A 21471-nucleotide genomic window follows, 5' to 3' on the forward strand; every position below is an offset into this window, starting at 1 on the left:
TTGAGAGCTTGATTTATAAGTATTTCTCCTCTCTCCCTATTCCACTTATTAGGCAATCCCTAATTAAAAGCATTATATAAAGAAGAAATGAACATCGATTTATTAATAGAAGAAGCCGAGAAAAAATTATTACCAACTTTTGCACAAATAGATCAACAAGTCAAAAAACATTTACAGAAAATTTTGACAGCTTTTAGAGATCATCGAGTGGGAGTTCATCATTTTTCTAGCGTAACAGGTTACGGTCATGATGACTTAGGAAGAGACATTTTAGATAATATTTTTGCTCAAGTTTTCCAAGCTGAAAGTGCAGCAGTTAGAGTACAATTCGTTTCGGGAACTCATGCGATCGCCTGTTGTTTATACGGAGTATTACGTCCGGGTGATGAAATGTTAGCAGTAGCAGGACATCCCTACGACACTTTAGAAGAAGTAATTGGAGTACGCAGCGAGGGACAAGGTTCACTACAAGAATTTGGTGTCAGTTATCGAGAATTATCATTAACGGCTGATGGTGGAATAGATTGGGATGCTTTGAACACAGCGATAAAACCTGAAACTAAATTAGTACTAATTCAGCGCTCCTGTGGTTATTCTTGGAGAGAAAGTCTGAGAATAGCAGATATTAAGCAAATTGTCAAGGTAGTTAAACAACAAAATCCTAATACTATTTGTTTTGTGGATAATTGTTATGGTGAGTTTATCGAAAACCTTGAACCAACGGCGGTAGGAGTGGATTTAATGGCAGGATCATTAATCAAAAATCCGGGAGGTACAATTGTTACGGCAGGAGGTTATGTAGCTGGAAAAGAAGATTTAGTCGAAAAAGCCTGTTGTCGTCTGACATCTCCGGGTATTGGTAGTAGTGGGGGGGCAACTTTTGATCAAAATCGTCTTTTATATCAAGGGTTATTTTTAGCTCCGCAAATGGTAGCAGAAGCCATGAAAGGAAGTCATCTTATTGCTTATGTTTTTTCTGAATTGGGTTATGAAGTAAATCCGTTACCTTTTATACCTCGTAGAGATATTATTCAAGGAATAAAACTAGGTAATCCTGATAAATTAGTGGCTTTTTGCCGTGCTATTCAACGTAATTCTCCCGTAGGTTCATATCTTGATCCTATTCCTGCACCAATGCCGGGTTATGAAAGTGATTTAGTTATGGCTGGAGGTACTTTTATTGATGGTAGTACTTCTGAATTTTCTGCTGATGGTCCTTTACGAGAACCTTATATTGTTTTCTGTCAAGGAGGTACTCATTGGACTCACACGGCGATCGCCATATCTGAAGCAGCAAAGGCGATAAATTGTTCATCAAGTCTTCATCTTAACGTCACAGAAAAGTCAAATCAGTAGTTTATATTATTAGATGTCAGCTTAAAGAAAGGTTTTCCTCTTTTGCTCCTTCGCATTTTAAGCTGACTTTTTCTCAATATTTTATTTAGATTTATAATTATTCAAAGCAATATTTTTATTTTAATTTCATTCTTAAAAAAACTCAAAAATGGAGTCTATATCATGAAAAATAACTCATCTATCCGTGATTATCTTAAAAAAGCCACCACTTGCACTTCATTACTTTTATTAGGTGCAAGTATCGGTGTCGGTGTTAATTATTTAGTCAATACTCCTCAATTATTTGCTCGTAATACTGAAAATACCACTCTTCAAGAAAGAGAAAGTTTAGCTAGTGGGAAGTTATCGACATTAGCGGAGGATGGTAATAGTAATTTTATTTCTAAAGTAGTTCGAGAAGTTGGCCCTGCGGTAGTAAGAATCAATGCTCAACGTACGGTAACGAACCAAAATTCACCAGCATTTAATGATCCTTTTTTCCGTCAATTTTTTGGTAATCAAATACCCCAAACTCCTCAAGAAGAAATTCAACAAGGCACAGGTTCTGGTTTTATTATTAGTGATGATGGTAAAATTTTGACCAATGCTCACGTTGTTGAAGGTGCTACACAAGTAACTGTTAACCTTAAAGATGGAAGAGTTTTAGACGGTAAAGTTTTAGGTGTTGATTCTCTTACGGATTTAGCTGTTATTCAAGTTAAAGGTGAAAATTTACCCGTTGCTCAATTAGGTAATTCTGATAACCTTGTTATTGGTGAATGGGCGATCGCCATCGGAAATCCTTTAGGTTTAGATAATACTGTAACCACTGGAATTATTAGTGCTACAGGAAGATCAAGTTCTCAAATTGGAGTGGGAGATAAAAGATTAGACTTTATTCAAACCGATGCAGCTATTAATCCGGGTAATTCTGGAGGGCCACTTTTAAACGTCAATGGAGAAGTAATCGCTATTAATACAGCTATTATCAAAAATGCTCAAGGTTTAGGTTTTGCTATCCCCATAAATCGTGCGTCAGAAATTGCCGAAAAACTCATTACCCAAGGAAAAGTAGATCATCCTTACTTAGGAATTGCCATGGTAACTTTAAATGAACAAACCAAGCAACAACTTAATCAAAATGAGGGTTTTAATTTAACCAATGAAGAAGGAGTTTTAATTGTTAAAGTAGTACCTAATTCTCCTGCTGCTCAAGCTGGGTTAAAATCTGGAGATATTATTCAAAGTATTGAAGGAGAAAAAATGGCAGATCCTTCACAGATACAAAAAAAGGTAGAATCTAGTCAAGTTGGTTCAGATTTAACTTTAAATTTACAACGAGAAAAACAATCCTTAAAAATTCCCGTAACTTTAGGTATTCTACCTACCACAAATCAAGCTCAACCTCAATAAATTAAGTACTAATTATTAATAGTTGATCTATTTACTTTTTGAGCAAAAATATCCCTAAAATAATTCTGTCTTTTATCCACAGTTTCAGGACCAAAATTCCATAAACTTTCATAAAAGAAAAAGCTAAATCCAGAAAAACCTTTATCTCTAGTAGATCTTACTTGATCATTAATTAAGTTAAGATCTATTTTTTTACCCTTTAAACCTGATAAAATACCGATAGCAGAAGGGATATGATCTTTAGCTAATTGTAAATCTTTTTGAGCTAATTCCCGGTTAAAAGACTCCATATTATTACGATAAATTTGGACAATTAACTCTTCAATTAAACCCTTTCTTTCCCATGTTGCCCAATCCATTAAAAATTCATTTTTAGAAAACTCTTGGGGGTTAGGAGAAACAGAAATTATCACATTTTTTTTGACATCTTTTATTAATCTAAATAATGTCTCCATATAAGCTGTAATTTTATCTGAACGCCATTGTATCCATTCAGGATTTTTTGAGTCTAAAGGCGGTAATTTACCATCATGCTCTTTTCGATATAAAGCTACAGTATAAGGATCATAACCTAACTCCGATGGATAGCCAAAATGATCATCAACTTGAATGCCATCAATGTCATATTTCGTCACAATTTCTAAAATTAAATCCGTAATAAAAGATTGTACTTGAGGATTTAAGGGATTTAACCATACTCTTTCATGAACATTTCCTTCTAACCAAATTTTACTACCATCTTGTCTTTGGGTTAACCATTGGGGATGTTTTTTCGCTAAGGATGAATCTGCTGGCGCCATAAAGCCAAATTCAAACCAAGGTATCACCGCCATCTTTTTTTTATGACTTTCGCTTATAATTTCTTGTAAAACATCCCGATTTTTTAAGCCTTCTGTAGGATCAATTTTTATACCTGTCGCATTTTCTGCCACTTGACTGGGATATAATGTGTGACCCCAATTCCACACGGTGGGATAAAGACTATTAAAATTTAATTTATCTAAGGTGGCGATGGCTTTTTTCGTGTCTGAGGCGGTAAATAAAACATCACTATCAATATTCGTCAACCAAACTCCCCGAATTTCTTGACTATTAACGGCTTGAGTTTTAGTAAACTGACTTATGCTAATGGTAAAAGTTACTGTTAGAAAAAAGATAATCACTAATTTAATTAATGTACTACGAATTTCTGTCATCATTCCCTCTGATAAAATAACTATAAAAAATAACAGACAAAGGATAAGTCATAAAGGTTTCTTTTTTGTTGACATTTAACTCAGATTTTGCACCTCGTTAAAAATTAACTGGTGATGCTAGGGCAAAGGGCAAGGGGCAAAGGACAAAGGGATTAAAATTGACTCAAACTATACTAAAATTGATTTTTTGACTTTTGCTTATTAAGTATTTTTGATCTGATGCAAGATCTCAGTTAGATATTTAACCAACTTTGCACCGTTGACGGTAAAGGTAATAAAATCATAATTAATAATAATAAAGCTAATAAACCAAGAAAATCTCGCTTATTATCTAATTCTGTGACATCATTTAAAGCGGGTTGATCTGTTACTGGCATGAAGATGAGGATTATTGCCCATAACAAAAATTCTCCCCGTATTAAAGCTAACATAATTACTAGAATGCGAGTTATTTGTCCAATTATTAGGGCTTTTTTTTGTCCAAACATAGCATGAACAATATGTCCGCCATCTAATTGTCCTACGGGCATTAAATTTAAAGCTGTAATAATCAAACCGATATAACCTGCAACGGCAGCAGGATGTAAGGCAATGGCTTTATCTGCTATTAATTTACTTCCTAATACAAATTTACTGATAATTGCAAATAGGAAAGAAAAACGAGGATCTAATGCTTCAAAGTTTAACATATTTATCTGTTCTGGCATATTAACTATCTGAGAATAGGCTAAACCCCAAATTAATACTGGTATAGTTACTAAAAAGCCCCCTAAAGGCCCTGCGATCGCCACATCAAAAACAGCTTTACGATTCGGCATGGGAGATTTAATGGAAATAAAAGCGCCAAAAGTTCCTAAAAAGAAAGGAATAGGAATAAAGTAGGGTAAAGTTGTCCGAATTTGATAATAAACAGCGAAAAGATAATGACTTAATTCATGGATACCTAAAATGAGAATTAAAGATAAACTATAGGGTAATCCTTGAAGAATTAAAAGAGGATTCGTTTCTAATTCTGATACTTCCACTCCGCTAAGTTGTGCGCCGACAATAGTTGTAGTGATAAAGGTAAATAATAATAAGATTAAAGCAATATCAGGACGAGTTAATTTTTCTTGAGGTAATTTTTGTTGTGCTGTGGGAGAATAAGGATTAGGTACTAAAGCAAAAAAAGGTTGTCCTTGTAAAGTTTCTTGAAAGATAATTAAAAAGCGATCTTGAAATACTTTTTCTAAGTTACTCTTCACCGTAGGATAGGCTTTTTCTGGCGCACTCATCAATTTACCCATACATAAAATAGCTTGGGGTAAATAATCAATTTTCTGTAGATAATAAATACCCCAAGGAAAACAATCTCGTAAGGCTTTTTCTTCCTGTGGGTTAATACTAAGAGGTAGTTTCTGGAGGGTTAATTCCTCTTCAATGGGTTTTTTTTCTGACTTTTCAAGGGAGATGGTAGATTGATGATTAGATTCTTTTTGAGGTATTTTCCCTATTTCAATTAACCAAACATAAATGATGGGAGATAAAAGTAAAGGAATAAAAATTAAAATTGGTGGCATGGAATTTTGACTAGGATTTATCAAATACCATCCTGCCCAAATTAACGGTGGAATCATTAAAGACAACCACAATAACCAAGTAGGAGTTGTGGTAATTTTGCTTACATTTCGTTTAATTACCATGTAACTTATGAAACTGAGCAAGAGAAAAAGAATAATTAAATCCATGTTTATTTATAATGATAAAGCTGTCCGTTATTTTGGGGATAATTTTGAATCACAAAAAAAATAGTCAATAACTAATAATTTTAAAATGAACCCTAATCTTAATTCTACAGAAAAAAATAACCAACAAACGAATATCATCTACTCTCGTCATAAATCTGCTTAACTTATTTTCAAGAATATTTATAGTTTTCTTCCTCATCGAGATACTTTAGACGGTAATTAAAAACTTAGGGTTGTTATCGCCCATAATGGAAAAATGTATTTTACTTTCTTGGTAATGCTAAGAAAAAAGAAGTTTCTCCCGATGGTAGTGCTGATAAAAATGTTTTTGATATTCAGCAAGGAGTATCTATTATTATCGCCGTGAAAGATATTCCTGAAGAAAAGGTATTTTTTAAGGCTGAAAACTATCAAGTGAAAAATGGTATTTTTTATTATGATTTGTGGGGAAGTCGTGAAAGCAAATATCAACAATTAAAAGAGTTAAATATTTATGAAATTAAGTGGGAAACCGTTAACCCTCAATCGCCTTTTTATCTTTTTACTCCTCAAGATACTTTCTTATTAGAAGAATATAATCAAGGTTATAAAATTACCGATATTATGCCTATTAATGTCTTAGGTTTTCAAACCCATAGAGATCATTTTGCCATTGATTTTGATAGAGAAAATTTATATAATCGCATTGACGAAATGAGAGATAAAAATATTTCTGATGATGACTTTTTAACTAAGTATAATTTAAAAGAGAGTTCTAGCTGGAAAATAAATAAAGTTCGTCAAAATATTAAAAATGATTCACAATGGGAAGATAAATTAATTGATTGTTTATATCGCCCTTTTGATTGGCGTTCATGTTATTATAATTCCATGATAATGGATCGTCCTAGACGTGAATTAATTAATCATGTTATGGGTAAAGATAATTTATGTTTATTAGCTTCAAGACAAAAAGCAACTGTAGGTTATTATCATTGTTTAGTAACAAATAAACCAGCTAATGATTGCGTTATTTCGGCAACAAGTAGAGAAGCAAATCAAGTCTTTCCTCTTTATATTTATCCTGATGATAATAATGAGCAAATTTTCACACAAAAAGAAGATAAACAAGCTAACTTTTCCCCTAAATTTATTACAGCTATCACGGAAAAATTAGGTTATATACCAACACCTGAAAAGATTTTTTATTATATTTATAGCGTTTTACATTCCCCTAATTATCGTCAAAGATATGCTCAATTTTTAAAGATAGATTTTCCTCGTATTCCTCTTACCAGTAACCAAGAATTATTTAATCAATTAGCAAACAAAGGAGAAATATTAGTTAACTTACATTTACTAAAACAATTACCAGATATAAAACTCACTCAATCAAACTTTTTGGCTTCTGAAGATTTGCCAATTTTTGATCAAGAAGAAAAGGGAATTTTTCATTATCAAGGCAATGATAAAAATGAGATAAAACAAATTAAATATGATGAAATAGAAAAGCGGATCATCATTGATAAAGACTGTTATTTTACTGGTATCAATCGAGAATTATGGGAGTTTAAAATAGGCGGTTATCAAGTATTAGATAAATGGTTAAAAGATAGAAAAAAAGCTAATTTAACTTTATCTGAATCTGATATTAAGCATTATCAAAAAGTAATTATCTCCCTCAATGAAACCATGAAAATCATGGAAGAAATTGATCAAATAATCCTCCAATTTCCTTTACCATAATCAAAAAAAATCCCCCCTTATTAAGGGAGGTTAGGAAAGATCTTTATTTAATCGCTAATTCAACTATTTTTTGAAACGCTTCAGCGTCTTGAATTGCTAATTGAGCTAAAATTTTACGATTTAAAGTAATATTAGCATGATCTAATTTATTGATTAATTGACTATAGCTAACACCATGAATTCTTGCTGCTGCATTAATACGAGTAATCCATAAACGACGAAAATCTCTTTTTTTCTTACGGCGATCGCGGTAAGCATTACGGAGAGCTTTCATTACCTGTTGATTAGCAGTACGAAACAGCTTAGAATGTGAACCACGAAAGCCTTTAGCTAACTTTAAAATTTTATTACGTCTTTTACGGGCGACGTTACCTCTTTTTACTCTAGTCATTTTTTTTACAATTAAATATTTTTAGATAGTGAAAATTTATTTGGCATAAGGTAACATTAAACGAACTTCTTTCTCGTTAGTTTCGTCCACTAAAACAAGATTACTTAGACGACGTTTTTGTTTTGTAGTTTTATGTTCTAATAAATGATTTTTGTTCGCTTTACGGCGGAGAATTTTTTTACCACTTCCAGTTATACGAAAACGCTTAGCCGCAGACTTTTTAGTTTTTAATTTAGGCATAGTTTTATCTAAATTGACACAATTTACTATTATAGCATTTAGGGTTGAGGTATCAGGGGTAACCCACAAACAATTGACAGTTCGTTATTTTAATAACAATACTTACAGCTTAACTTCAATATCTACCCCAGCAGGTAAATCTAATTTCATCAAAGCATCAATAGTTTTAGAGGAAGGTTGATAAATATCAATCACACGGCGATGAGTGCGGGTTTCAAAATGTTCTCTGGAGTCTTTATCAACGTGAGGAGATCTCAATACACAGTAGATTTTCCGCTTAGTGGGGAGAGGAATAGGACCAACTGGTGTAGCGTTAGTACGGTTAGCAGTTTCTACAATTTTAGTACAAGAAGTATCTAGTAAACGACGATCAAATGCTTTAAGACGAATACGAATTTTTTGTTGTTGTAATGTTGCCATGATTAAAATTTTCTATGTATGTATATTTTCAAGGTACAAATAAATTGAGAATTAAGTGATCCCCCCGCCTTCGGCTTCCCCCCTTACTAAGGGGGGTTAGGGGGGATCAATCTATTTTAATATTTTAGCTACAGCACCCGCACCAATGGTACGACCACCTTCACGAATAGCAAAACGCATACCTTGCTCAATGGCAATGGGGTTGATTAATTCAACGGTCATTTGAATGCGATCGCCCGGCATAACCATTTCAGCAGCACTACCATCATCGGCGGTAAAGTCACTGATAGTTCCAGTTACGTCGGTTGTACGAACATAAAACTGAGGACGATAGCCGGGGAAGAAAGGAGTATGACGACCACCTTCTTCTTTTTTGAGAACGTAAACTTCAGCTTCAAATTTGGTGTGAGGAGTAATAGAACCGGGTTTGGCTAATACCATACCACGTTCAATATCTTCTTTTTGAACACCACGAAGAAGTACACCAACGTTGTCTCCCGCCATACCTTCTTCTAAGGTTTTTTGGAACATTTCAACACCAGTAACGGTAGTGCTACGGGTATCACGAATACCAACTAACTCAACAGTTTCTTGGATTCTAACTTTTCCACGTTCAATACGACCAGTAGCAACAGTACCACGACCAGTAATAGAGAAAACATCTTCTACAGCCATTAAGAAAGGCTTGTCAATGTCACGAGCAGGAGTAGGAATATAGCTATCTACAGCATCCATGAGGGCGTGAATTTTATCAGTCCACTCGTTTTCACCTTTTTGGGTTTTAGGATTAGCAGTCATTTGCTCAACCGCTTTTAAAGCAGAACCAGCAACGATAGGAATATCATCCCCTGGGAAGCCATACTCAGTTAATAACTCACGAACTTCTAACTCAACGAGTTCTAATAATTCAGCGTCATCCACTTGATCTTCTTTGTTTAAGAATACAACTAAGCTGGGTACACCAACTTGTCTAGCTAAGAGGATGTGTTCACGGGTTTGAGGCATAGGACCATCAGCAGCAGATACTACTAAAATACCGCCGTCCATTTGAGCTGCACCAGTGATCATGTTTTTTACATAGTCAGCGTGACCAGGGCAGTCAACGTGAGCGTAGTGACGATCAGGGGACTCATATTCAACGTGAGCGGTGTTGATGGTAATACCACGAGCTTTTTCTTCAGGTGCTGCATCAATTTCATCGTATTTACGAGCTTTTGCTTGACCTAAAGCAGATAAAGTTAAGGTAATTGCGGCGGTAAGAGTAGTTTTACCGTGGTCAACGTGACCGATCGTACCAATATTAACGTGGGGTTTATTTCTTTCAAATTTTTCCCGAGCCATTTTTGTGTTTTTTCCTTTATTTAATGAATTAAATTAATATTACAGAATACATTGTAGAAGACATCAGCTTTTTTGTCTTTCCCCTTTCAAGGGGATTAAGGGGTTGTCTTTTGCCTTCTGCTATAGATAACCTCTATTTTTAGCAATAATGGTATTTGCCACATTGCTAGGAACTTCAGCATAATTGCTAAACTCCATGGTAAATATACCACGTCCTTGGGTCTTAGAGCGAATATCAGTCGCATATCCGAACATCGCCCCCAAAGGAACTTTGGCTGTAACTTTAGCTAAACCATATTCTGAGTTCATGCCTTCAATAGTGCCACGACGAGAGTTGAGATCTCCCATTACATCTCCTAAGAAATTTTCTGGGACTTCCACTTCAACCTTCATCATCGGTTCTAACAACACAGGTGCTGCTTTTTCAACACCATCCCGAATTGCCATAGAACCAGCGATCTTAAAAGCCATTTCTGATGAGTCCACATCATGGAATGAGCCGTCAACTAAACTAACTTTAAGGTCAATCACAGGATAACCTGCAATTATACCAGATTCACAGGCTTCTTTTATGCCTTGACCAATGGAAGGGATATATTCTTTAGGAATAGTACCACCAACAATTTTAGAGATAAATTCAAAGCCTTTTCCTTCTTCTTGAGGTTCAACTTCAATCACTACATGACCATATTGACCTTTCCCACCACTTTGACGAATAAATTTACCTTCAGCAGTTACAGATTTACGGATAGTTTCACGATAAGATACTTGAGGTTGTCCGACATGGGCTTCCACTTTAAATTCTCGTAACATTCTATCTACTAAAATTTCTAGGTGTAATTCTCCCATTCCTGCGATCACCGTTTGATTCGTTTCGGGATCAATACTTACCTTAAAGGTAGGATCTTCATCGGAAAGAGATTGTAAGGCTTTGGATAACTTATCCATATCTTGGGTAGTTTTTGGTTCTACCGCTACGGAAATAACAGGTTCAGGTACATATAATGACTCTAAAATAATCGGATTTTGGTCATCACATAAAGTATCCCCGGTGGTGGTTAATTTTAAACCAATAATTGCCCCTAAATCTCCTGCTCGTAAATGATCCACTTCAATGCGATCGTTTGCTTTAAGGATGATTAAACGAGAGATTCGTTCTTTTTTATCTTTGGTGGCATTATAAGCATAACTACCTTTACTTAACACCCCAGAATAAACTCTAATGAATGTTAAACGACCATAGGGATCAGATGCAATCTTGAAGGCTAAAGCCGAGAAAGGCTCTTCATCTGATGAATGCCTAATGGCTTCTTCCCCTGACGGTAAAATACCTTTAATAGCAGGTACTTCTGTGGGGGAGGGTAAATAATCTACTACCGCATCTAGTAAAAGTTGTATCCCTTTATTTTTAAAAGCAGAACCGCACAAGACTGGAATTAAAGTGCCTTTTAAAGTGCCATGACGCAGGGCTAAGTTAATTTCTGATTGAGTAATTTCTTCTTCGGCCAAATATTTCTCTAATAGATATTCGTCGGATTCCGCTACCGCTTCTACAAGATAGTTTCGATATTCTTGAGCTAGTTCTAAAATATCTTTAGGAATATCGGTAATTTGGACTTTTTCTCCTAAATCATCTAAATAAATATGAGCTTTCATGGTGATTATATCCACGATGCCTTGGAATTTTTCTTCACTACCGATGGGGATTTGAACCACCACCGCAGGAGCTCGAAGACGCTCTTTTATTTGGTTATATACCTTGAAGAAATTTGCTCCAGTACGATCCATTTTATTGACAAAAGCGATACGAGGTACATGATAACGATCAGCTTGTCGCCAAACGGTTTCTGACTGAGGCTGAACACCACCCACAGAACAAAATACAGCGATAACTCCATCGAGTACACGCATAGATCTTTCTACTTCAATGGTAAAGTCAACGTGACCCGGGGTATCAATAATATTAATATGATGACCTCGCCAATCAGTACTGATAGCGGCAGCAGTGATGGTGATTCCTCGCTCTCTTTCCTGCTCCATCCAGTCTGTGACTGCATTTCCATCATGGACTTCCCCGATTTTATGGACAATACCAGAGTAAAAAAGTATTCTTTCTGTTGTTGTAGTTTTACCCGCATCTATATGAGCCGCAATACCTATATTACGGATTTTTTCTAGGGGAATTATACGAGCCACAGTTACCTCCTTTTACTTACAGCAATACTTTCAAAGTGATTTCTGCTAAAAATTGACACCGTTTACTATTCTACATGGTTCTTTACATAACTTACCACTTTTAAAAAGGTAAATTATAAAAAAGTAGAATTGGTTAAGATAATTTTGAAATACTATCTGAAAGGACAAAGATAAAACTGATCAAAATAGTGATTATCGATTTTTCAAATGTCCGTAACTATATGAACTATAAATAACAAATTTGTTAATATTCGGTTCTTTTTTTTAGATAGATTTAGATAGATTTGAGCTTAGTAGCGATAATGAGCAAAAGCCTTGTTAGCTTCGGCCATTTTGTGGGTTTCTTCTCTTTTTTTGATTGCACCACCAGTTTCGTTAGCTGCATCCATAATCTCGTTAGCTAATTTAATAGCCATCGTTTTACCGCTTCTTTTACGAGAAAATTGGGTCAACCAACGCAATGCAAGACTACTACCACGAGAGGTACGAACTTCCATGGGTACTTGATAAGTCGCACCACCAACTCTTCTAGCTTTGACTTCTACTAGAGGAGTTAGATTTTTGATGGCTTTTTCAAAGGTTTCCATGGGTTCAGCACCAGTTCTTTCAGCAATAATACTTAAGGCATCGTATAAGATACGAGAAGCGAGAGATTTTTTACCATCTTTCATGATTCTTCTTATAGTCATACTAACCAAACGACTGTTATAAACTGGATCTGGTGGTAATTCTACCACTTTAGCTTTGCTTCTACGAGACATTTATTTATACCCTTAATTTAATTTGTTTTTTTTGATATAGAGTAATTAATCCTAGGCTTTAGGACGTTTTGCTCCGTATTTGGATCTTGATTGTTTTCTGTCTTTAACTCCTGTAGCGTCAAGTGTACCTCTTACGATGTGGTATCTGACTCCGGGTAAATCTTTGACTCTTCCGCCTCTGATTAATACTACTGAGTGTTCTTGTAAGTTATGTCCAATACCTGGAATATATGCTGTAACTTCAAATCCTGAAGTTAAACGTACCCTTGCTACTTTTCTTAAAGCTGAGTTAGGTTTTTTAGGAGTTGTGGTATAAACTCTTGTACAAACACCACGACGCTGAGGGCATTCTTTAAGCGCTGGTGATTTGGTTTTTTTCTTGATTAACGTGCGTTCGCTACGAATTAGTTGTTGAATAGTTGGCATAAGCTATGGTTTTTTTTACACCATTTCTGTATATATAAATATAATTTGCCTCTAGTATATATTACCAGTGACAATCTATGATCATATCTCATTTTTCAACGGTTTGTCAATTATAAATTCAGGTAATTAAAATAAGAAAAAGTAGAGTTTAATTGTTTATCTGATGTTTCCTCCGTTAGATGTAATAATATCCCATGAGAGCAGGTTTAATTCCTTTATCCTTACCCTTAACACCTTTACACCACCGAAAATTTTATAGTTTACTCAGATTATGTTTAACTTTAATATTCAAAGTGAAGGTGATATTTCTCCTTCTCAACAGTTAATTGATCAAATTCAGTTTGCGATCGCATCAGGTCAATATTTACCCGGACATCGTTTGCCAAGTACAAGACAACTAGCATTAATAACGGGATTACATCGCAATACTATTAGTAAGGCTTATCGACAATTGGAAAAAAAAGGGTTAGTAGAATCTTTAGCAGGTTCTGGAATATACGTTAAACATCAAGGTAATGAAGTAGTAATTAAATCACCATCGTCTTTTTTGAAAGCATATCCTAGCGCCGAAAAAATTATTAATCACAGTTTAGATGAGTTATTATTACAAGGTTGTAATTTAGAGCAGATCAAACATTTATTTTTAGCAGAAATAGATTTGAGATTACGTTGTAATGCTTTGGTTTTAGTCACAGTACCGATGGCAGATTTAGGGGCGGGGCAACTTATGGTGTTAGAATTGGAGCAAACTTTATTAATTCCAATACAATTAGTACCCATAGAGGAATTAAGTTTCGCCTTAAGTAGTACAAAATCCGCAACGGTAGTAACCAGTCGTTATTTTATTCATCAAGTTTTAGATGTTGTTTCTCTTCAATCCATCAGAGTTATTCCCCTTGATATTTATGATTATAAGGAAGAATTACAAATAATCAAAAAATTGCCCAAAGATTCTTTTATCGGTATCGTCAGTGTAAGTAGTGGTATTTTGAGAGTAGCAGAAATATTAGCCCATAGTTTGCGAGGCAATGATATTAGTATTCTAACGGCTCAAACTAATGATCAACAAAAATTAACAAATTTAGTCGTTAGTGCTTATACTATTCTTTGTGATCCTAATAGTTATTTAACAGTAAAAAAAACCTTACAACAGTTAAAAGAAAATTTAATACGACCACCTGAAATTATTTGTAGCAAAAATTATGTTTCCAAAAAATCTATCAATCTTTTAAAAAGAGAATTAGGCATAGTAGATGATTAGACTTCTTGCAGAAGTGGAGTAATGAGTAATGAGTAATTAGTAATTAGTAATTAGTAATTAGTAATTAGTAATGAGTAATTAGTAATTAGTAATGAGTAATTAGTAATTAGTTAAGAAATTAACGTTTTCCATCCTAAAATAGATTTTACTTTTTATTTTGCAAGAGGTCTATTAGGAAAAGAATGAAAAAGTATCAGTGATGAAAATAAGTTTATTATCAATTTATTACTTTATCTTGAACTAAAGTAAATTGATTTTTTACGACATTCCATACTTGTTCTAATAAATCAGGAGAATTAGCATTAAACCACATAATATTTTTATTTCCATTAAACCAAGTCCGTTGTCTTTTGGCAAATTGACGGGTATGAATAACGATTAATTCTTCTGCTTGAGTTAGGGGAATTTCTCCTGTTATATATTGTTTAATTTCGGCGTATCCAAGGGTATTTAATAAGGGTAAATCTGCACCATATTTATTGATTAAATTCTCTGTTTCTTCTACTAAACCCATTTTGAGCATTATTTGTGTACGTTGTTCGATACGTTGATAAATAGTGTCTTTGTCACAATGTAAACCAATGTGTAAAATTGGATATGAGGGAGGATTTTCTCCTTGTTGTTCAGAAATAGGCTTCCCTGTGACATAATAAACTTCTAAAGCCCTAATAGTTCGGAATTCATCGTTATGATGGATTTTTTCGCAGGATTTACCATCAATTTGTTGTAAAAAACTATATCTTTCTTGTTGACTATAATACTCTAACTGTCGTCGCAATTCAGGTTGAGGAGAAACTTTAGGAATTTTTAACCCTTTGGTAATCGAGTCAAGATATAAACCTGTACCGCCTACTAATAAAGGAATTGAGGGGAAAGAATTAATAATAGTTTGGGCTTTTTCTTGATAATCCGCTAAGGTTAAAGTTTCTGTGGGGTGACAAATATCTATCAAATAATGAGGTACTAAAGTTTGTTCTTGTAAACTTGGTTTAGCTGTGCCAATGTCAAACTCTTGATAAACTTGACGAGAATCACCACTAATAATGATTGTATTTAAACGTTGGGCTAACTTTAACCCTAAAGAAGACTTACCACTTGCCGTTGCACCACAAATAACAATTAAACCTTTTTTCATCCTGTTTATTATGGAAGATTTTTTCTTCTGAAAATGGATAGCTTTACAATAATTTACTAAATTGCAAAGTATTGCAACAAAATCGTTGTTTTTTCCCCTTGACGAATTAGAATTAAGACTTTGAAAACATCATTAATCATCATGGGAGAAAATTAATGTTACATTTTACCTCTTTATTAGCCACTGCTATGCCTACCACTATCGAATGGAATTTTAATGTCGCAATTACGATGATTGTTTGTAATATTATAGCCATCATCATTGGTAAATTGAGTATTCAACAACCTAATTCTGATCCTCAATTACCTAGTCCTTCATTTTTTGGCGGTTTTGGATTACCTGCTGTATTAGCGACTACCAGTTTTGGCCATATATTAGGTGCTGGAGTAATCTTAGGTTTATCTAATTTTGGTGTACTTTAAATCAAAATATTATCTTTGAGTTAAAAGACTGTGGTTTTTAGGTTTTAGCGAATATTCTTATTTCCTAATACCTAATAACTTTTTTTAAATGGAATTAAGGAAGTTACGAGAAGCTAAACGCGCTTTTCCTGAAATTGCCCAATTTTGGAGAAATTCAATTTGTTCTTTGGCAGTACGAGCTAAGGGTATAATCTGACTAGCCGCACTTAATATATCTTCGCTAGTAAAGTCTCGATTCTGACTAAAACCTAAGTGCATGGCTTCGATGATAGTTTGCTCAATTTCCGCTCCTGAAAATTCTGGTGTTTCGTAAGCTAATCGTTTTATCTCATAAATTTTAAGGTTATGAGGGCGTAATCTGGTTAAATGTACGTTAAAAATAGCTTCTCTTTCCTCTTGATTTGGTAATCCCACAAAAAATATTTCGTCAAATCTTCCTTTTCTCAATACTTCGGCAGGTAAATTTTGAATATTATTAGCGGTTGCTACTACAAAAACAGGGCTTTGCTTTTCTGCCAACCAGGTGATAAATGTACCAAAAACTCGGCTAGATGTGCCAGAATCCCCTTTACCATCAACGCCGCCAAAACCTTTATCAATTTCGTCAATCCATAAAATACAAGGAGACAAAGCCTCCGCTAAAGTTATCATTTGACGGGTGCGTGATTCTGATTCTCCCACTAAACCACCAAATAATCGCCCTACGTCTAATCTGAGTAAGGGTAAATGCCAATGATGGGCGATGGCTTTTGCCGTTAAAGATTTTCCCGTGCCTTGAATACCTACTAATAGTAATCCTCTCGGATAGGGTAAACCATAAGCCCTAGCCGATTCACTGAAAGCCCCTCCCCGTCTTAATAACCACTCTTTCAAGTTGTCTAAACCGCCTATATCAGTAATTTGTTCTTTGGCTGGATAGTAGTCTAATATTTGTGTTTGCCGTATGGACTGTTTCTTCTCTTCTAATATCAGTTCGACATCTTCTTCTTCTAATTTGCCATTTTTGGCGATCGCCCGTGTAAGCACCCTTCTAATGCGTTCTAGGGATAATCCTTGAGCCGAGCGGATTAATTCTCCTAAAAATTGCTCATTAAGAGTTTGCCCTGTAGAAGAGATTAACCGTTGAATTTCCGTTTTAATTTCATCAGCTTGGGGTAAAGCAAATTCAACAATAGTAAAAACTTCTTTTAATTCTGTGGGGATGTTAACTTCAGGTGCAACAATAACAATATTTTTGGGTTGTGCTTTTAAAATACGGGCTAAATTACGCAATTTTCGAGATACAGAAATATCTTCTAAAAATCTTTGAAAATCACGCAAAATAAAAATTCCAGAGATATTAGAGGATAATTTTTCAATAAATTCTAAGGCTTGTAAAGGGTTACGTTTAGCGAAATTATCATTATTAGGATTATCTTTGTAACCGTCAACAAAATCCCATATATAAATATTACGATTATTGATATTTTTTCCTATAGTGGCGATGGCCTTTTCTACTCTTTCTTCTTCTTGAGTTGGAATATAAATAAGAGGGTAACACGCCCTTAATAACAGTGAAAATTCTTGACTAAAATGATTCATAAGTTTTGTGGTAATGTCTGTTAATAACTTGATCAATAACAATCATCAAAGGGTATTATCATTCTTGCACGAAAACCATTATGATCAGAACTAATTATGTAATTTTAAAGATTGTTAAGGTTTTATTCTAAGAGATAATCTACAGATAATTGAAGTAAAACCTTTATAAAATAAGCCTTTTAGTTCTGACTTCTACGCTCTGAGTTCGTAGTTATAAAATTAAGGGGTTGTCAAAATAATTTTCTGTTTGTTATATTATGAAGACAGCAATTTTTTTGTAATTAATAAATCAAATGTTAAACCTAACTGTGTTTTAATCTTACTACTTTTGTCAAACTAGATTCTCCAATCAGGGGATTCTAGTGTCTAAAACAAAAAGAGGTTAATTCCATGTTAGGTTTACGTTTAAGATTCCGTGCCATCGCTTCTCAACTTCAAGTTTTAAATCACAATGCAAAAGATTTAAACGAAGAACATTTACTCACTGTGGCAAAAGAGCATTATCCTAAACGGTTCGATCTAGCTGTTAAAATGAGAGCTGATTTAACCGATAGTGCAACTCTATGGGAAATTCTCGGTATTGATGCAGTTATTCTCTTGGAGGATAAAGAGGGTAAATCAATTCGTGTCGGCGTTTCTTTATTAGAAAAGGAAAAAAATGCCCGAAATCTCGTTTTTTCCATGAAAAGTAAAGAAGGTAGTTTACTGCGGGAGGCTTTGAATATCGAGCAATACTGGGTTTTCTTGGTGAAGTGCAAGGATTTTCCTCAAACAAAAGAGGAATGGATTGATATTCTCTACCGTGAGATTGATGAATGTCCACCCTTTTCAGGTTGCCGTTTGATTATCTTGTAAACTTGGGGGAGGTTTTGCCTCCTCTATTTTAAGTGAAACCAGCCGAAAAACTAATAGCAACAAACGAGATGGATCGATTTTTGAGTTAAATTAAAAATATTTAAAAAATTAATTTATTATGGCAGTAATAATTCCTCAGTCTATACCATCAAAAGCTAGTCAAGGAGAAAAAAGACTTTTTTCAGTATTAATAAACAAATTACCAGATGATTTTTATGTTTGGTATGAGCCAAGACTGACTGAAAATAGTCTCCATCCTGATTTTATTATTTTAGCTCCTAATTTTGGTTTATTAATAATAGAAGTAAAGGGTTGGTTTTCTAAAAATATTATATCTGCTACAACAGATGTATTTAAAATAGAAAAAGAAGAAGAAGATTGTAACAGTATTAGTAATCAAAAATCTCCATTAAGACAAGGAAAAGATTATTTAAATTCATTATTAAACCAATTACAAAAATATAGAATTTTAAATAATATTAATGGCAAATATCAAGGAAGACTAGCTTTTCCTATCGGCTGGGGTGCAATTATGTCTAATATTACTGACAACCAAGCTGAAAATATCAATTTAAAAACAGTTTTACCCACTCCCCAAGTAGCTTATCGTAATGAATTATTCGACTGGGAAAAAGATGAATTTTCAACAGATAAATTAATTGATCGTTTACAATCAATGTTTACGGTTAAATTTCCTTTTTCGCCTTTAACTAATGAACAAATTAACACCATTAGAGGGGTAATTTATCCTGAAATTATTATTAAGGAAGAAAAAGCAACAATTAATCATGTACCTCCTAATTTTCCTTTATTATCTGATGATAAAATTTTAATAACTCTTGATTATAAACAGGAAAGTTTAGCTAAAACTATTGGCGATGGCCATAGAATATTTTTTGGGGTAGCTGGTTCAGGAAAAACATTACTTTTAGTTGCTCGTGCTAGACTTTTAATTAATAAAAATCCACAGGCTAAAATTTTAATTCTTTGCTTTAATATTTCTCTGGCTTCCTATTTAAAATCTATTCTTCACGAAGATAAAAATAATCCTCAGTATCAAAAAATTGAAGTCTATAATTTTCATCAATGGGTTGGAACAATTGACAAAATTCCTAATAAATGTTCTGGGAATTTAGATGAATATATTGCGAAATTAGTATTAAATACTTTAAATAATTATAAACAAGAAAATAAATGGGATGCCATTTTAATCGATGAAGCTCATACATTTGTCCCGAGTTGGTTTAAATGTTGTGTTAAAGCCTTAAAAGATAGTGAAAATAGTGATTTAATGATTGTAGCTGATGGTAGTCAAACTCTTTATAAACGAAATGATTTTACTTGGAAAGAAGTAGGAATTAAAGCACAAGGGCGCACTATTAGCAAAAAATTTGATCTTGATAAAAATTATCGCAATACGGTAGAAATTATCAACAGTGCATGGTCAATTTTAAAAAAAATACAGGAAAATAAAGAAGTATTAGAAACAGAAGAAATTACATTCCCAACCATTAAACCAGAATCAGCTTTAAGAAGTGGAAATAAACCAATATTATATCTAGCTAGTATATTAGAAAATCAAGAAAAATTAATTATTAATACTATTAAAAAATTGATTAATAATGATTCTATTCAGCCGAAAGATATTGCTATCTTATATCGTCAACAAAATGGGAGTAGTTTAGATAATATAATGAATCAATTAAATCAACAAAATATTCCTTTTTACTGGGTAACAAAAGATACTAAAACTAAATCTAAATATAGTCATAGTAAGGATGGTGTTAGATTAATAACTTGTCTCTCTTCTTTAGGGTTAGAGTTTAAAATAGTGTTAATTATTTGGTTGGAACAATTTGACGATTGCGTAAGTAATAATCAAGGTGCTTTAATGAATATTCGTCAATTATATGTTGCCATGACTCGTACTAAAGAAGATTTATTTCTCTTTGGTTTAGATAACTCTAAGTTTGTTAATTTTGTCAACAAAAATAATAATTTTACTGTAGTTAAGTCACTTAGTTAATCTAATCATTAAAAACAATATTATTATTCTTTTCTTATATCTATGGCTTTAGAAGATAATTGATTCTTTTTATGATCCCAACTATCTTCTAAAATAAAGCTAACTTTTAAATTTTCTTTTCTGAGAAATGGGGGTAATTCTTTCTGCATAAAAAATATTTTATCTCCATTATCAGCACGAATCCAAGCAAAAGATTTATCAGGAGGTATTGACTCAATAATACCTTTATCTCTTTGTAAACCTTTATAACTTTCTTGTCGCCAAATTTGTAAGCAATTTTTAGCTAATTCATCGAAAGAATAATCTATGAATGTTATATTATTTTCTTGACATTTTTCTTTAATTTTATTTTCTAATTGTTCAAATTCAGGTTTGATTTTCCATCCTTCTTTTTGCCTAGTTAACTTAGATAATTGAATATGCTTTATAGCTAATTCGAACTGATTTATTTCTAAACACATTTTAGCAATATTTTGATATAAAGTTACTTTTAAATTATGCTCTTTAGTCGCTAAACAGCCTTTATAAGCGTATCCAAGAGCAGTTTCTTTTTGATTTTCTTGCCAATAAAGATGAGACAAATCTTGAAATAAATACCATTCTTTTCTATCTTTTAAAATTATCTTTTCTAATTCTGAAATTGCTTTATCTGTCTCTCCGTTATAACTTAAAGCTAGAGCATACCATCTTTTAAAATTCATTTCTTTAGGAAAAGTTGAAATAGCATTATACGCTAGATTTTTAACTTGACTCCAATTATTTAATTCAATTAAACTTTTAATATACACAAAATAATATTGTTCTCTTTTTGACTTTACTTTATTATTATTAATAATTTGCGATTCGTTACTAATTTGAGATGGATTAACTAAACGACAAATGGGCGTTGCTGAATTAAGGTATGATTTTTAGATAAAGGGGTCAAATTATCAAAAATAAAAAAATGATACAATGTCCAGAGTGCGGGTCTAAACATATTCACAAAAATGGAATTAAAAAAGGAAAGCAAAATCATCTTTG

The 21471-nt window shown here is 33.4% G+C and carries 19 protein-coding genes; 7 read left to right on the top strand and 12 right to left on the bottom strand.

Annotated features, from left to right (window positions below; genetic code table 11):
• Positions 1 to 87: 87 nt before the first annotated feature.
• Together ACEW8E_RS07455 and ACEW8E_RS07460 are read left to right on the top strand one after the other, a co-directional pair.
• On the top strand, positions 88 to 1356 hold the full coding sequence (locus tag ACEW8E_RS07455; protein ID WP_373479712.1) for an aminotransferase class I/II-fold pyridoxal phosphate-dependent enzyme: 1269 nt from the start codon (positions 88 to 90) through the stop codon (positions 1354 to 1356).
• Between the two features lie 162 nt (positions 1357 to 1518).
• Complete coding sequence (locus ACEW8E_RS07460) at positions 1519 to 2748, top strand: HhoA/HhoB/HtrA family serine endopeptidase (RefSeq protein WP_373479713.1); 1230 nt, start codon at positions 1519 to 1521, stop codon at positions 2746 to 2748.
• Positions 2749 to 2756: 8 nt separating this feature from the next.
• On the opposite strand, the gene ACEW8E_RS07465 is transcribed toward ACEW8E_RS07460, so the two are convergent.
• Positions 2757 to 3944 carry a glycoside hydrolase family 10 protein gene (locus ACEW8E_RS07465; RefSeq protein WP_373479714.1) on the bottom strand — a complete coding sequence of 396 codons (1188 nt, stop codon included), beginning with the start codon at positions 3942 to 3944 and terminating at the stop codon, positions 2757 to 2759.
• A gap of 233 nt (positions 3945 to 4177) precedes the next feature.
• Positions 4178 to 5671 (bottom strand): site-2 protease family protein, encoded by a 1494-nt coding sequence (locus tag ACEW8E_RS07470; protein WP_373479715.1) that lies wholly within the window; start codon positions 5669 to 5671, stop codon positions 4178 to 4180.
• Positions 5672 to 6034: 363 nt separating this feature from the next.
• On the opposite strand from ACEW8E_RS07470, the gene ACEW8E_RS07475 reads away from it, so the two are divergent.
• On the top strand, positions 6035 to 7396 hold the full coding sequence (locus tag ACEW8E_RS07475) for a type ISP restriction/modification enzyme (RefSeq protein WP_373479716.1): 1362 nt from the start codon (positions 6035 to 6037) through the stop codon (positions 7394 to 7396).
• Between the two features lie 43 nt (positions 7397 to 7439).
• Here the strand turns inward: ACEW8E_RS07475 and rplT are convergent, their stop codons facing one another.
• The 7 genes from rplT to rpsL form a co-directional block, all read right to left on the bottom strand.
• Positions 7440 to 7787 (bottom strand): 50S ribosomal protein L20, encoded by a 348-nt coding sequence (rplT, locus tag ACEW8E_RS07480; protein ID WP_373479717.1) that lies wholly within the window; start codon positions 7785 to 7787, stop codon positions 7440 to 7442.
• Between the two features lie 36 nt (positions 7788 to 7823).
• On the bottom strand, positions 7824 to 8027 hold the full coding sequence (gene rpmI, locus ACEW8E_RS07485) for a 50S ribosomal protein L35 (protein ID WP_373479718.1): 204 nt from the start codon (positions 8025 to 8027) through the stop codon (positions 7824 to 7826).
• A gap of 102 nt (positions 8028 to 8129) precedes the next feature.
• Positions 8130 to 8447: a 30S ribosomal protein S10 gene (gene rpsJ / locus ACEW8E_RS07490; protein ID WP_066344825.1), complete on the bottom strand. Its 318-nt coding sequence runs from the start codon at positions 8445 to 8447 to the stop codon at positions 8130 to 8132.
• Between the two features lie 111 nt (positions 8448 to 8558).
• Positions 8559 to 9788 (bottom strand): elongation factor Tu, encoded by a 1230-nt coding sequence (gene tuf, locus ACEW8E_RS07495; RefSeq protein WP_373479719.1) that lies wholly within the window; start codon positions 9786 to 9788, stop codon positions 8559 to 8561.
• Between the two features lie 120 nt (positions 9789 to 9908).
• Positions 9909 to 11984 carry an elongation factor G gene (gene fusA, locus ACEW8E_RS07500; RefSeq protein ID WP_373479720.1) on the bottom strand — a complete coding sequence of 692 codons (2076 nt, stop codon included), beginning with the start codon at positions 11982 to 11984 and terminating at the stop codon, positions 9909 to 9911.
• A gap of 290 nt (positions 11985 to 12274) precedes the next feature.
• A complete protein-coding gene (gene rpsG / locus ACEW8E_RS07505) occupies positions 12275 to 12745 on the bottom strand; it encodes a 30S ribosomal protein S7 (protein WP_373479721.1) in 471 nt (156 codons plus the stop codon).
• A 51-nt stretch (positions 12746 to 12796) separates the two neighbouring features.
• Positions 12797 to 13171, bottom strand: a complete 375-nt coding sequence (gene rpsL / locus ACEW8E_RS07510) for a 30S ribosomal protein S12 (RefSeq protein WP_373479722.1) — start codon at positions 13169 to 13171, stop codon at positions 12797 to 12799.
• A 271-nt stretch (positions 13172 to 13442) separates the two neighbouring features.
• Here rpsL and ACEW8E_RS07515 point away from each other — a divergent pair, with 271 nt between their 5' ends.
• Positions 13443 to 14432 (top strand): GntR family transcriptional regulator, encoded by a 990-nt coding sequence (locus ACEW8E_RS07515; protein ID WP_373479723.1) that lies wholly within the window; start codon positions 13443 to 13445, stop codon positions 14430 to 14432.
• A gap of 217 nt (positions 14433 to 14649) precedes the next feature.
• Here ACEW8E_RS07515 and miaA read toward each other — a convergent pair whose 3' ends face one another.
• Positions 14650 to 15567, bottom strand: coding sequence for a tRNA (adenosine(37)-N6)-dimethylallyltransferase MiaA (gene miaA / locus ACEW8E_RS07520; protein ID WP_373479724.1), 918 nt, complete (start codon positions 15565 to 15567; stop codon positions 14650 to 14652).
• Between the two features lie 155 nt (positions 15568 to 15722).
• Here miaA and psaK point away from each other — a divergent pair, with 155 nt between their 5' ends.
• Entirely contained in the window at positions 15723 to 15989 is a 267-nt protein-coding gene (psaK, locus tag ACEW8E_RS07525) for a photosystem I reaction center subunit PsaK (RefSeq protein WP_373479725.1), read from the top strand.
• An 84-nt stretch (positions 15990 to 16073) separates the two neighbouring features.
• Here the strand turns inward: psaK and ACEW8E_RS07530 are convergent, their stop codons facing one another.
• Complete coding sequence (locus ACEW8E_RS07530) at positions 16074 to 17570, bottom strand: AAA family ATPase (RefSeq protein WP_373479726.1); 1497 nt, start codon at positions 17568 to 17570, stop codon at positions 16074 to 16076.
• A 390-nt stretch (positions 17571 to 17960) separates the two neighbouring features.
• Between ACEW8E_RS07530 and ACEW8E_RS07535 the strand changes: the two genes are divergently transcribed.
• Complete coding sequence (locus tag ACEW8E_RS07535) at positions 17961 to 18425, top strand: hypothetical protein (RefSeq protein WP_373479727.1); 465 nt, start codon at positions 17961 to 17963, stop codon at positions 18423 to 18425.
• 118 nt (positions 18426 to 18543) lie between these two features.
• Positions 18544 to 20451, top strand: a complete 1908-nt coding sequence (locus ACEW8E_RS07540) for a 3'-5' exonuclease (RefSeq protein ID WP_373479728.1) — start codon at positions 18544 to 18546, stop codon at positions 20449 to 20451.
• 23 nt (positions 20452 to 20474) lie between these two features.
• Here ACEW8E_RS07540 and ACEW8E_RS07545 read toward each other — a convergent pair whose 3' ends face one another.
• Positions 20475 to 21239 (bottom strand): tetratricopeptide repeat protein, encoded by a 765-nt coding sequence (locus ACEW8E_RS07545; protein WP_373479729.1) that lies wholly within the window; start codon positions 21237 to 21239, stop codon positions 20475 to 20477.
• Positions 21240 to 21471: the final 232 nt, after the last annotated feature.

The sequence above is a fragment of the Geminocystis sp. genome, from assembly GCF_041753295.1.
In the GTDB taxonomy this organism is placed as follows: Bacteria; Cyanobacteriota; Cyanobacteriia; order Cyanobacteriales; family Cyanobacteriaceae; genus Geminocystis.